Raw genomic sequence first — 12,053 nt, forward strand, 5'->3', positions numbered from 1 at the left:
AGAATCCGGTCATGCCTGGACCTGTTGTCAGCGAATAGTGTCATAGCCCGATTCCGCGTAGTGGGTTGTCAGTCCACTTATCCACGGCCCGGATGTACCTGAGGACGGTTGGGGAGCCTTCGGCCCATCTGCCGTGTGCGGCGATAACGGATACTGGAGCACCGGCTCGGTAACTTGCGGTCGCTCCACCCGACCGGAGGGAGTGGGCCGTGTACGCATCCGCGTTCGGCAGGTTCGCGCGGAGAGCGGCGGCGCGGACTGCCCGGTTGATTCCGTCTTCGGACAGGGAATCGCCAGGACGGCCCCAGCGAGTCACGGAACGCAGAAGTGGCCCATTCGTAACCCCATGGTCTTTCAAGGCCCGCAGATAGGCGTTGAGGACCCGCACGGGGTCAGTTTCCGCGTGGGAACCCCGGGGAATTGCGACAGTCTCCCCGACAGCTTCCTGATCTGTTTTCGACCACTTCACCCGGACTTCAAGCCCGTCCTCCGTCTCGGTGACGTCCGCGATATTGAGGGCGGCGAGCTCCGACCGGCGGCCCATCAACGCGAAACCCAAAACGAGAAGAACCCGGTCCCGGACACCAATCAAACTGTCAGCCGAAGTCGCGTCAATCATCCTCCGCAACGCGTCCAACGTGACCGGCGGAGACTTCCGCGTCCGTTTTCCTTCGGCGGCCTGGTCTTTGCGATGCGACCGCAGGACGAGTCGAGAGGATTCAGTCTCCGGCTGCGCCTTGTGCCCTGCAACCCGATGTGCGGTGCGGATCGTGGCTACGGCCTGCTCGATCGTGGACGCGGAGTACCCGGCATCACACAACGCCGCGACGTATTCGGCCAACGTCTCCCCGGTTGCCGGAAGGGACGTGCGGTTGTTGATGATGCACCAGTCGTTGAACCGGCCGAGCTGTCGGGCGTACGCGCGCTGCGTGTTCGGGCTCACTGCGCGCTCGATCCGGCGGCGGGTAGATGGGCTGAGGACGAGGTCCGCGTCACGGGGTTGTATCTCCACACACTTATAATACCTCGGGTAACCTTCCTTATCGAGAGTTACAGGATGCTGAGACGAAGCTCCTCTGGACGGTCCGGTCAGTCCTCCTCGGCGACAGAAACGACCTCACCCGCGACGGTCCCCGGCAACATCTGCCGCGTCGGCTCCTCAATACCCATCTCCGACAGGAGTGCTTCAATCCGCGCATTGATCTCATCACCCTGTGACAGCTCAACCCGCGTCGTCGTCGGCAGATGCGCACCGTGAAGCTTCGCGTACTGATCAATGATCCTCGTCAGCCGGTCCACAGCAGCGAGCCGCACCGAATCGTCCTTCAACGGTTCGCCCGTCACCGGATGCGTCGCGATCTTGCCGGAGTTCGACACCACGAAATGATCCGTCAGCATCACCTTCCAACACTCCCGCGCCAGCGTGTCCAACCGCTCTGACAGAATCAGCCGAACCTCTTCCGCGTCCCCCCGGAGCGTTTCAGCGAGAACGTTCTTGATCATGCGGCGAACGTTCTGCTCACCCCCGTAACCGAGACGATCAGAAATCTCCTGGTACGGCACATGGTGTCGCACCATCTGGAGCGCCTGCTTATCCCGGTCGATGCTCTCAACCGTCTTCACGAACCGTCCGGACCTATTGCGGGGCTGATCGCCGTCAGGGCGCATCACGGCAGCTTCCTGATTCACCGGGCTGCCGCCTTCGTGAGTTCCGCGATGGTTGCCTCAAGTCGTCCGCACTGCGCGGAATGCTCCCGCACACGGGCGGACAGCTCGTTCAACGCGTCGTGAAGCCCGGTCTGGTCCATTGTTTTGGTTACCAGTTCGCGGGTTTTCTCGGGGCTGGTGAAGGCGTCGAGGTCGTGTTTCTTGATGCGGATGCCTTTGCCGACGTGGACGGCGTGCAGGGTGCCGTCATCGATCCACCGGCGGATTGTTGCGGGGTGGACGCGGCAGTAGTCGGCTGTTTCACGGACCGTCAGGAACTCCAATTCCGCAGAGCCTCCAGATATAGCATGCATTGACATGTGTATGATAGCATGTTTATGCATAAGGCAGTAGGGCTGCCTTTCCGAAAGCGTGTGGAGGTCTGTGAAGGCAAGGAAGAAGGCGAAGGGGGTTTCGCCTGAGCTTGTGAAGGCGGCGGCAGCGCAGGCGACTGCGTCTTTGACCGCGCGGGTGGTGGAGATGTCCCGGGTTCTTGAAGCTCAGCGGGCTTACGGCGATGCGCTTGAATGGTCTGTGGACGTGCTGCGGCTTCAGGCTGACGCGGCGAACGGTGTGCTTAATCCGAATGACCCTGGTCAGCGGGAAGCGTCGTGGCAGACGGCTTACAAGGCGAAGTCGGAGATCGGCGCTATTCCTGGTGGTATGGCTTACCTCTACGACGTCGCGCGTCATGATCCCGACCCGGGTCAGCGGGAAGCTGCTTGGCGGCGGATCATGGAGACGACAGTCGGGGGTGGACTGTCGTGATGTTCTTGATGACCGATCTCGCACGCGCTCAGCAGGCTGAGATTGAGAAGCGCCGTAAGAAGGACCAGGAGCCCGAGAAGCCCGGTCGTGCGCCTCTTCACGCGATGGCTGAGGGTGCGCAGGAGTACGACGAGGAGCAGCGTCGGGAGCGTGAGGCGTTGAAAGGGCGTCACCCGGAAACCGGACAGTTCACGGCTGACCGGAAGCATCCGGTTCTCGTGGACGGTCACGCTGCCGATTCCCCGGGGAATTTCCCTGCAACTCCTCGTCCGGCATCTTTGTGGCCGGGCTCTGAGGCCCACAAGGTCACCGTGGGCGGCGTGGAGCTCATGCAGGTCGGAGACCCCACAGCTCCACTGCCGGAACCGTTGACGACTCTTCACGATCAGACGGTCGGCGACCATCCAGAACGCTGCATGCATCCCGGCGCGGTTCAGCTTGCACACATTGACCTGGGCGGCCGGCCGGACACGTTCGGGGCCTTGCCTACCCCGATGCAGCCGCCGTTCCGCACCGCGCCGAACAGCTCTGGGGGCACTTCGTGACCAGTAAGACGAAGGTCCCCGTGGACGTGGAGTCCGCGCTCGCCGAGATGGCCGCAGCCGTCGTACGGCAGGATGCCGAGGCGTCTCGGGTCAAAGCGAACGCTGACGCAGTGGTTCCCGCCCGCCGGGAGGCTGTCGTTGAGTTCATGCAGCACGGGGCTGGTCGTCCGTGGTGGTTGCGGTTGCAGGCGGATGTTGATGTGCGGGCGGCGGCTCAGAAGCTCGATGAGGCGGATCGTCTGGAGTATGTCGCGCAGTTGCGTGCCGTACTGGACCGGGTGAACGCGGAGGCCGAGCAGGCGTGGAGCGATGAGGATCGTCTCGCAGCCGCTCTCACCGCTGCGGCAGAAGCCGAGAAAGCCGCGACGGACCGAGTCCGTGACGCTGAGCAGAACCGGGATCAGGCGGTTGAACGGGAGCGGTGGTCGAAGGACTACGGCGCGACGGCTGCGGTGCAGACCGAGGCTTTGGCGCGTGCTCGTGCTGCTGCTGACGTGTACGCCCGGGAGCGGGCCGCGTGTGAGGGTGCGCAGGCAGTTCGCGCACACGCGGAGAAGGCTCTCGCGGAGGCTCGTGCCCGCACGGCCGCAGTCGAGAAGGCGCAGGATGCCGCGTCCGCCGCTGTCCGTGACCCGGGTCGGATTCCCCGTTCGCCGTGGACGATGACGTACGACGGAATCCGTCGCCTCATCGCCGGGGAGCGGTTGACCGAGGACGAAACCGCGATTGCGGGTCTGCTCGTGGACACGCTCGCCCGGCGCCTCGGTTTGGATGTTGTGTACCGCAACGAGGCACGCAGCCAGATGGAGCGGGAGAAGGAACTCCGGCAGGCGGCCCAGATCCTCCCGGCGCGTGGGTCGAAAGCTCCGGTCGGGCAGATCGTCTCCCCGCCGGGGTCTCCTGCGGTTGCTTCTCGGTTGGTGCCGAACCGCTGAACAGGCTTCCCGCCGCTCCTCGTCCACATACTCCCGGCGGCGGGTGCGCGGACTCGTCCCCGCGCGGTGCGCCTCCGTCTTCTCATCGGCGGAGGCGCACCACTCAAGACCATGAGAGAAGTTTGATGAACGAACACATGTTGCCGACGCGCGTCACAGTGCTGCATTACGACGGTGACGGGCCTGCACCGATCGAGCGCATCCTCGACGCGAGTCCGGTCGAATCTGAGCCGGAACGCGAGGGTTGGCGTGTCCTGCTTGCGACAGCGCGTTTGATTCGGCCGAACGCGACCTTCGCTGAGCTGGTGGATCTCGCGGTATCTCTTGCCCCCAAAGAGGGCGTTGTGACTGATCGCCGCGTTGTTGAGGATGTCGCGCTGACGATGATGGTGACGGCCGGGGACGGGGTCTGATGGCTACTCCGACGTGGTCTGCGGCGCGTTCCGGTCTTCTCGGTGATACCGGAGCTGCGAACGCGAGCGCGCAGCTTAATCAGCTTCTCGGGACGCACGGCATCACGGCCGTTTACCAGGGCAGCAGCATCCTGACGCCGAACGGCTCCGGCGGTGCAGCCTGGCAGTACCAGTTGAGCACGCAGGACGTCGCGCAGCCCTTCGTGATGTCCGGTTCGACGATCGGCCGGGTTGTCGTTCCCCTGTTGCCGGTGGGTCAGGGCGCGGACTTGATCGTCTCCCTCTGCAACAACAACTCCGGCGTTCCGGGCAGCGTGATCACGCAGACCCGCATCCCCAAGGAGTGGATCTCGCAGCTTGCTGCGGTGTCCGTCGTCCCAGGTCCGTCGTCGTCCCGGCCGACGTTGCAGTACACGAACAACCCGCTCGCGTTGGGCCAGTTCAATTCGTTGCACGCGACTCCCGCCAGCTACGTGAGCTGGACGTTGCCCACCGTCAGCGGAGGCGGTGGCCCGGCGTCGTTCCCGGTGACCACGACCTTCGGGGACTACTTCGTCCAGTGCGGTGGCTACACCACCGGGTTCACGTTTCTCTCCAGCGTCTTTACGATCCAGTTCGACGCGCTAGGGAACCTCTCCCAGGCGATCCCGCAGCCGTCTATGCCCACGGCGATGAGCCAGGGGGCTTCCGTGGTCTCCGTGGACGCGAACGGCAACGCCACGCTCGTGGTGACCGGCGGCACGGCAACCAACGGCGGAGCCGCGATCAACACTGTCTACACGGCGCAGTTCAACTCCGCGACTGGCGTGATCTCGTCGTGGAGTTCGCAGGCTGCGCTGCCTACTGCGGTGTTCGGTCAGTCGATGGCTGCCTATAACGGGTTCGTATACGTGATTGGCGGTGCGACCGGTTCCGGGGCTGGTACCCCTGTGTCGAGCGTCGCCTATGCGCAGATGCTGAACGGGCAGATCACCTCGTGGAACACGACTACGCCGCTGCCCTCCGCCTTGATCTTGACGTATGCCGCAGCTATCGACGGGTTCCTGTTCGTAGCAGGTGGCTCGACCGGCGGCTCTGGGCTGACCCCCGTCTACTACGCCCCGATCAACGCGAACGGCTCCCTTGGACCCTGGCAGGTGGGTCCCGCGTTGCCCGGCGGACACTCGAATAGCAGCAACCAGCAGCTACTCCCGACCGGTACCTTCGGTGTCGCGCTTCCCGACACGAGCGCGATCACCGCCTTGGGAGTGTCCCCGAACGGGCCAGACACCAGCTGGCAGGCCGCGCCAGCACCCAGCATCAACACGTTCGCCTTCGCCGCGCTCGCAGCGGGCAGTCCGGGGACCTGGCAGTTTTATGGCCTGGCCGTCTCTACTCCCAGTCAGTACTCGACGCTTTCGCTCAGTCTCAGCCCTCGGATCTCGATCCCGCTCCCCGCGAGCGGTTTGAGCAACGGTTCGACCTATTTCCTGACGTTGAGCCAGCCAGGCGGCGACGCGAATAACTACCTGCGCACCCACGACGACTCTTTCGTCTTCACCGGCAACCCGACCTTGTTGACCCGGGCGGAGAGGTTCCTCGACGTGGACGGCGGGGACCACAGGGCACGCGGTGCCGATCCAGATCTACGACCAGACGGCGCTGGGCAAGGTTCAGCACCTGTGGGAGGACAGCGGGGCGCGGATTAGCACTCTGGCGTGGGGTACGACGCCGAATCAGCCTCTGTTGGGTTTGTTGGAGGCGACGTCTCAGCCGGGTCCGCCGTTGAACATGAACTACGCGTTCAAGCAGGGCGTGGCTCCGTGGCATCCGACTGGTGGGACGTTCGTCCAGTCGAACGCGCAGACACACGGGGCTCTGCCGTTCTCCGGCTTGTTGACGCCGTCCGGTTCCGCTTCTCTGTCTTACGCGGAGTCGGAGCTGGTGTCGGTCCGTCCGGGTGACAAGTATGTGTTCACGGCGTGGTATTACAGCCCGACCGGGTATTCGAATGTCGCGATCAGCGTGAACTGGTTCGACGTGAACAAGAACTACATCTCCACGACCTCCGGCAGCGCGACCTCGATCCCGGCGGCCACGTGGACGCAGTTCCAGACGACCGCGACGAACAACGTGACGAACGCCGTGTACGCCGACATGGTGTGTATTGAAGGCGGCACACCACCGAATACGGCGCTGCTGTACGTGTCGGCTGCGACGGTGCAGGACGCGTCGGGTCCGCAGGTGTCCAGTGTGCTGGGGTACGACTACGAAGCCACGTGGCCGAACCCGGCCATGTGGCCACCAACCGGTGTGACTCTGCTCGCCTGACGCGAAACGCCCGCCGAGCGTGGGGCACGGCGGGCGCAGGTCTTCAGGCGCGGGAGTCCGGGTTACTGCTGTTCGGCGAGCCTCTTCTCGGCCCACTCTGAGAGGGCATGCAGGGCGCTGGGGGGTAAGGGCTCCCGGTTGGCTAGCGTACGGTCCAGCCACACGGCCAGGGTTTCCCTGCCGACCTCGGCGCCCAATTGCTCCATGATGGCCTGGAACTGCTCGAAAGCATCGCCGAGGTTCATCGGCCGACTGCCCGGTACGGATAGGCCGCGTACGCCCAACCATCCCGCTTGACGGCAGCAATGGCATCTGGATCATCGGGGTCGATCGGGCACGGATAGCCGGTGTGCCGCTCGATTACGACGAAGTCCCACGTACGGCGGCTCCACCCGATTCCGGCTTCTGCGACGGCGTGTTCGACGTCTTGCGGGTTCTCCCCCCAGGCTTCGAGCCGGACGGGGACGGATGAATCCTGGGTCGCGCGGACGGGTTTCTCGTCGAGGATCATGCCGCTGGCCTTCCGGTCGTCGCGACGCCTGTACGTCGCCCCGTCTAGCGAACCCGCTGGTCGGGCGACGTCGCGGCGGCGTCAAGGCGTCGTTCCGGCGTCGTTCCTCTAGCCCTGATATTCGCGACGCCGTACCGTCGTCTGTATGTCTCCCGACTCGGCCCGTGTACCGAACCTGACTCTCCGAGAGGTCCGGCTCGGGTTGCTCATGTCGCAGGACGAGTTCGCCGCTGCGATTCGCGACGCTGGTCGTAAGCTGGGAGAGCCGAACGACGCCTCCAAACGGCTCGTCCAGAGATGGGAGTCCGGGGAGCACCGGTCATGCAGGCCCGTCTACAGGAGGGCGCTGGAGGAGGCGACGGGACGGCGCTTCGAAGAACTTGGATTCACGAAGGACGACGTAATGCCGCTCGATCGCCGTGCGCTCCTCGCCGCTGGGGCGATCGTCGCGAGCGGTGCGGCTCTGTCGGAACCCTTCGACCGGTTGCGGCGTGCGCTTCAGTTCCCGACCCGTCTCGACGCCGCAGGGTTGGAGTTCCTGGAGAAGACGACGGCGGAGCACTTCACCCAAGAGGAGGAGGTCCCCGCGCGGCTTCTCGCCGAACACGTCGGCGGGCATGTTGATCTTCTGTCGCTTCTCCTCGCGGGCGCAAGCGATCGGTACCGCACACAGCTTTCTGTGATGGCTGGCGAGGCGGCGGCGCTCGCGGGATGGCTCCGGTACGACCTCGGTGACCTCGCGGGTGCACGAGGGTACTGGGGAACGGCTATCGAGGCGGCGAAGACCGCGAACGATGGGCCGCTGCTCGCGTGCGTCCTGGCGTACCTCTCCTATCTGACGAGTGCTCAGGGCGACCCGAAGGAGGCGTACCGTCTCCTGTCGGCGGCAGGGGAACAGGTCCGGAGCCCACAGCATGCGGCGGCGCGGTCGTGGATCTCCGCGCGGGCAGCGGAGGAAGCCGCGACTCTCGGTGACCCGTCCGCGTTGGTGTCGCTAGAGCGGGCGATGACTTCGTTCGATTACGTGCAGCCGGACACCGGTCGGCCGTGGGTGAAGTTCTTCAACAACGCCCGATTGGGTTCCATGGCCGTCACCACGTACTCCCGTCTCGGTCACCCCGAGGTGGAATCCGCTGCTGACGCGGTGATGGGGTCGCTCGGGGAGAACGAGCGGAAAATCAAAGCGGTCATTCTCGCGGACGTTGCGGGTGGGCACGCGACGCGGGGTGACTTCGACGCGGCGTGCGGTTTGGCGGAGAAGTCGTTGGAGGCGACGCTTTCCGGGGAGGCGGTGCTCGGCCGGGAACGGTTGACCGCGCTCGCGCCGACGCTGCGGGCGTCGGGTGCGGCGCAGGCGGTGGACCTTGCTGACCGGATTGACTCCGTCTTCTAGCTTGGGGTTTCCGCCGCTATCCACTCCAGGTAAGCGGAGTTACCACCCGTGATCGGGGTGACCACGACCTCCGGCGTGTCATAGCTGTGGTTCGTCTTCAGGTGCTCCGTGAGCCGGTCCGCGAGGGACGCCCGGGTTTTGAACTCGATCAGGAACTCCGTGGCGGTTTCGACTTTGCCTTGCCACCAGTAGGTGGATGTGATCGGTGAGGAGACCTGCCCGCAGGCAGCAAGCCGCGCCTCTACGGCGGAGGTCGAGAGCCGCTGCGCTTCCTCGGTCGAATCAGTGGTCGTGGTGACGGTCACGAAGTCGGTCATGGGGTGAAGTTTCGCAGCGGGTGGAACTGGTGCGCTAGCCGCCTGGACATGGGAGCGTCCCCGGCCCGGGTGGATCGGGGACGCATGTGCCTGATTCCGGTCCTACGCTTCGGCTCCGACCAAGTCGTGTCCGTTCGCGTGCTCGACGGGTTCGGGTGATTCTCGGAGGAGGTCGCGGAGTGTCTGCGCGCGGAGTTGTCCTATCCGCAGTGACTTTCGGAGTCGGGTTACCCCTGCGGGTCGTCCGGTCGTTTCGATCGACGCGGCGTTGACGGCTTTCGCGGCGTCGAGAAGCGGATCGAGGTCACCCGTCTCGGGGTACGGCTGTCTGTCGGGGTTGAGTAACGGGCTGACGTGGCCGGGGTACGGGTACCCGGACCGGCTCCGGAGGGGCGTTTACCGGCTTCTGAGGTACCCGCGCGGGGGCGATTGGGGTAGGAGTTGGGGCGGGTATCTCCGGAGTCTTAGCGATCATCTCCGCCACCTGCTCGGGTACCTCGAAAGCGGACTCCTCGACGGGTTCCGCTCCCCGCAGGACAGCAAGGTGCGCGACAACGGCGAGTGCGATCGGTGGGACCGCTCCGGCCGCGATCACGAGAACAACACCGGGATGGATCACGCCCGCTTCCGTCAAGTGGTACGCGGCGTTCCCCAACAAGGACACGATCACGGAGCCGACCGCGACGGTTCGCGCATAGCGGCGTGCCGCGTCGGTCGCGGTGTTCCCCGCAAGCCAGATCCGCGTTGAGACCATCGCGGTGGCGTCGATGGTGATCGGGAACATCGGGGCCATGTCGCGGGTCCACCCGGCGGACATCGCGACCCCGTAGAGCGCGGAGAAGCTGGAGACGGCAGCAGCCAGCGCGATGACTGCGAGTCCGAAGGTGACGAGGGGGTCTCGGCGGTTGCTCACGCGATTCCCCATTTGGTCGGGGTGACCGGTCCGGCGTGGGGCATGGTGTCGCCGTTCGTAACGGTGAGCGTCCAGGCGCAGCCCGACTCGATCCGGAGTTGGTGCGTGCCGGGGGCGTCGTGGATGTCTGTCGTGCTGGGGGCGTTGTCGGCGATGGCGATGCCGCCGAGCTGTCCGCCGATCTCGACGACCCGGAGCGTGCCGCCGGTCGGGCAGTCCAGGGTGTAGCTCACAGTCCAGTCCGGGCCGGTGGTGAAGGTCGGCGAGGTCAGGTCGCCGGTCCCGGTCAGGTGCAGCACGGTCAGCATCGGGCTCGGCGTCGGCGTCGGCGTGGCGATGGGGACGGGTTGGGGCGTCGAGAAGACGAGCATGAGAACAAGGAAGTAAAGGGTCGAGGGGGCGATGGTCAGGACGCGGAGAATACAGCGTCTCCGGCGGGAGGGGATGGGCGTGGGATTGGTCACGGGTCGGTCCTTTGTCCGGACCGGAGTATCGGGTGGACCTGACCTGGAACTTCGCAGTGTCGCGGGGCGGGTTCGCGCTACTCCGCGCGCTACTTCGGACCCTCGGTTTAGGGCGGTTCCGAGCGGTCTTGGTCGTTACCGCTGTCAGCTAACGCCCTGGTCGGAGGGGGTTCCTCGGGAGTCTTCCGTCTCCTTCGGACCGAAGTCTTAGGAGTTCAACTCCCCCCTCGCGCACCCAGGTGCACCGACGTAAGTCGGGCCCGGAAGTGACGCAAAGAATCGGCGGAGAGACTCGGTGAGTTTTTCCGCCGATTTTTGTGTCTTTGGACGTGATCTCGGTGCTGGCGGCCGGTTTCCGGGCAGGCTGCCGCTGAGGTTTGGTTGTTAGTGTTCTTGTGCGGGTCAGTAGTGCGGTCGCTTGTCGGCGACACCCTGTTGGCGTGAAAATCGGTGTGGTGGCCGTCCGGCGGACGTCGTGTCGCCTTGGTGCGTTCCGAGCCCGTGGGTCAGTAGGACGCTGGGGGTCCATCGACAGGCACCCGGATGTGTTGCCTTGAGCACGCGAATCAGACTCTTGCGCCTGCCGGACCCCCGCCGGGCGGTCCCACGCCCCTGGCCGCGACGTGAAGGGAGAGCGGGCCGATGGACGTCATTCACCCCAGATGCGCGGGGATCGACATCAGCAAGGGCGATGTGAAGGTCACTATCCGGGTGCCGGCCGGCGCCCGGCGCCGCAGCGAGACCCGCACCTTCAGCTCCATGACCCGTGACCTGCTGGCGATGCGGGACTGGCTGCTGGCCGAGAACATCACCGTGGTCGGCATGGAGGCCACCGGCGTGTACTGGAAGCCGGTGTTCTATCTGCTGGAGCACGACCTGGAGGCGCAACTGCTCAACGCCCGGCACATGAAGGGCGTGCCCGGCCGCAAGACCGACGTGCAGGACTCCGAGTGGATCGCCAAGCTCGTCGAACACGGCCTGGTGCGCCCCAGCTTCGTTCCCCCCGAACCGATCCGGCAGCTGCGCGATCTGACCCGATACCGCACCGAGGTCATCCGCGAGCGCACCCGCGAGGCCCAGCGGTTGGAGAAGCTGCTGGAGGACGCCGGGATCAAGCTGTCCGCGACGGTCTCCAACATCCTCGGCGTGTCCGGCCGGGCGATGCTCGACTCGCTCATCCACGGCGAGCGCGACCCGAGCGTGCTGGCAGGATTGGCCAGAGGATCGATGCGGCGCAAGACCGACACCTTCGTCGAGGCGCTCAACGGCCGGTTCGCCGACCACCACGCCTTCCTGGCCCGGGCCATGCTCGACCGCATCGACGCCTGCACCGCGATGGAGCACCGGCTCGACGCGCGCATCGACACCGCGCTGGCGCCCTTTCGCCCCCGGATCGACCTGCTGATCACCATCCCCGGCGTCGAGCGCCGCGCGGCCGAGGTGATCCTCGCCGAGATCGGCGCCGATCCCAACCGCTTCCCCACCGCGGCCGACCTGGCCTCCTGGGCGGGAGTCTGCCCCGGCAACAACCAGTCCGGCACCCGCACCGGGCCGACCGGCACCCGCCACGGCGACCCCTGGCTCAAGGCCGCCCTCGGCCAGGCCGCCGTCTCGGCCTCCCGCACCAAAAACACCTATCTCGCGGCCCGCTACAAACGCCTGATCGCCCGGCGCGGCAAGAAACGCGCCCTGGTCGCCCTGGAACACACCATCCTGGTCTCGGTCTGGCACATGTTCACCCGCGACCAGCCATACGCCGAACTCGGCGGCCAGTACT

16 protein-coding genes are annotated in these 12,053 nt (G+C 65.5%); 8 read left to right on the forward strand and 8 right to left on the reverse strand.

Going from position 1 to position 12,053, the window contains the following annotated elements; genetic code table 11:
- Positions 1 to 40 precede the first annotated feature (40 nt).
- The 3 genes from VGS97_RS09700 to VGS97_RS09710 form a co-directional block, all read right to left on the reverse strand.
- The gene (locus VGS97_RS09700; protein ID WP_326852987.1) at positions 41 to 943 is read right to left on the reverse strand and encodes a tyrosine-type recombinase/integrase; all 903 of its coding nucleotides are present in this window, start codon (positions 941 to 943) and stop codon (positions 41 to 43) included.
- Positions 944 to 1,089: 146 nt separating this feature from the next.
- Positions 1,090 to 1,689: a hypothetical protein gene (locus tag VGS97_RS09705; RefSeq protein ID WP_326852988.1), complete on the reverse strand. Its 600-nt coding sequence runs from the start codon at positions 1,687 to 1,689 to the stop codon at positions 1,090 to 1,092.
- Complete coding sequence (locus VGS97_RS09710) at positions 1,686 to 1,991, reverse strand: helix-turn-helix domain-containing protein (protein ID WP_326852989.1); 306 nt, start codon at positions 1,989 to 1,991, stop codon at positions 1,686 to 1,688. The genes VGS97_RS09705 and VGS97_RS09710 overlap by 4 nt, the downstream gene beginning before the upstream one ends.
- A 100-nt stretch (positions 1,992 to 2,091) precedes the next feature.
- On the opposite strand from VGS97_RS09710, the gene VGS97_RS09715 reads away from it, so the two are divergent.
- From VGS97_RS09715 to VGS97_RS09740, 6 genes are all read left to right on the forward strand, one after another.
- A complete protein-coding gene (locus tag VGS97_RS09715; RefSeq protein WP_326852990.1) occupies positions 2,092 to 2,475 on the forward strand; it encodes a hypothetical protein in 384 nt (127 codons plus the stop codon).
- The gene (locus VGS97_RS09720) at positions 2,472 to 3,020 is read left to right on the forward strand and encodes a hypothetical protein (RefSeq protein ID WP_326852991.1); all 549 of its coding nucleotides are present in this window, start codon (positions 2,472 to 2,474) and stop codon (positions 3,018 to 3,020) included. Before VGS97_RS09715 ends, VGS97_RS09720 begins: the two co-directional genes overlap by 4 nt.
- A complete protein-coding gene (locus tag VGS97_RS09725) occupies positions 3,017 to 3,955 on the forward strand; it encodes a hypothetical protein (protein WP_326852992.1) in 939 nt (312 codons plus the stop codon). Before VGS97_RS09720 ends, VGS97_RS09725 begins: the two co-directional genes overlap by 4 nt.
- A gap of 125 nt (positions 3,956 to 4,080) precedes the next feature.
- Positions 4,081 to 4,368 (forward strand): hypothetical protein, encoded by a 288-nt coding sequence (locus VGS97_RS09730; protein ID WP_326852993.1) that lies wholly within the window; start codon positions 4,081 to 4,083, stop codon positions 4,366 to 4,368.
- Entirely contained in the window at positions 4,368 to 6,056 is a 1,689-nt protein-coding gene (locus VGS97_RS09735; protein ID WP_326852994.1) for a hypothetical protein, read from the forward strand. Before VGS97_RS09730 ends, VGS97_RS09735 begins: the two co-directional genes overlap by 1 nt.
- 82 nt (positions 6,057 to 6,138) lie before the next feature.
- Positions 6,139 to 6,678: a hypothetical protein gene (locus VGS97_RS09740; RefSeq protein ID WP_326852995.1), complete on the forward strand. Its 540-nt coding sequence runs from the start codon at positions 6,139 to 6,141 to the stop codon at positions 6,676 to 6,678.
- 62 nt (positions 6,679 to 6,740) lie between these two features.
- Here the strand turns inward: VGS97_RS09740 and VGS97_RS09745 are convergent, their stop codons facing one another.
- Together VGS97_RS09745 and VGS97_RS09750 are read right to left on the reverse strand one after the other, a co-directional pair.
- On the reverse strand, positions 6,741 to 6,923 hold the full coding sequence (locus VGS97_RS09745) for a hypothetical protein (protein ID WP_326852996.1): 183 nt from the start codon (positions 6,921 to 6,923) through the stop codon (positions 6,741 to 6,743).
- Complete coding sequence (locus VGS97_RS09750) at positions 6,920 to 7,189, reverse strand: hypothetical protein (protein WP_326852997.1); 270 nt, start codon at positions 7,187 to 7,189, stop codon at positions 6,920 to 6,922. Before VGS97_RS09750 ends, VGS97_RS09745 begins: the two co-directional genes overlap by 4 nt.
- Before the next feature lie 145 nt (positions 7,190 to 7,334).
- Between VGS97_RS09750 and VGS97_RS09755 the strand changes: the two genes are divergently transcribed.
- A complete protein-coding gene (locus VGS97_RS09755; protein ID WP_326852998.1) occupies positions 7,335 to 8,582 on the forward strand; it encodes a hypothetical protein in 1,248 nt (415 codons plus the stop codon).
- On the opposite strand, the gene cutA is transcribed toward VGS97_RS09755, so the two are convergent.
- From cutA to VGS97_RS09770, 3 genes are all read right to left on the reverse strand, one after another.
- Positions 8,579 to 8,899 carry a divalent-cation tolerance protein CutA gene (gene cutA, locus VGS97_RS09760; protein WP_326852999.1) on the reverse strand — a complete coding sequence of 107 codons (321 nt, stop codon included), beginning with the start codon at positions 8,897 to 8,899 and terminating at the stop codon, positions 8,579 to 8,581. The two genes, VGS97_RS09755 and cutA, sit on opposite strands and share 4 nt — an antisense overlap.
- Positions 8,900 to 9,203: 304 nt before the next feature.
- Entirely contained in the window at positions 9,204 to 9,812 is a 609-nt protein-coding gene (locus VGS97_RS09765; RefSeq protein ID WP_326853000.1) for a DUF2637 domain-containing protein, read from the reverse strand.
- A complete protein-coding gene (locus tag VGS97_RS09770) occupies positions 9,809 to 10,183 on the reverse strand; it encodes a hypothetical protein (protein ID WP_326853001.1) in 375 nt (124 codons plus the stop codon). The genes VGS97_RS09765 and VGS97_RS09770 overlap by 4 nt, the downstream gene beginning before the upstream one ends.
- Positions 10,184 to 10,918: 735 nt before the next feature.
- Between VGS97_RS09770 and VGS97_RS09775 the strand changes: the two genes are divergently transcribed.
- Positions 10,919 to 12,053 (forward strand): IS110 family transposase (locus VGS97_RS09775; protein WP_326853002.1); only part of this gene is annotated, 1,135 nt, incomplete at its 3' end.

This window comes from Actinocrinis sp., from assembly GCF_035946395.1.
Lineage (GTDB): Bacteria > Actinomycetota > Actinomycetes > Streptomycetales > Catenulisporaceae > Actinocrinis.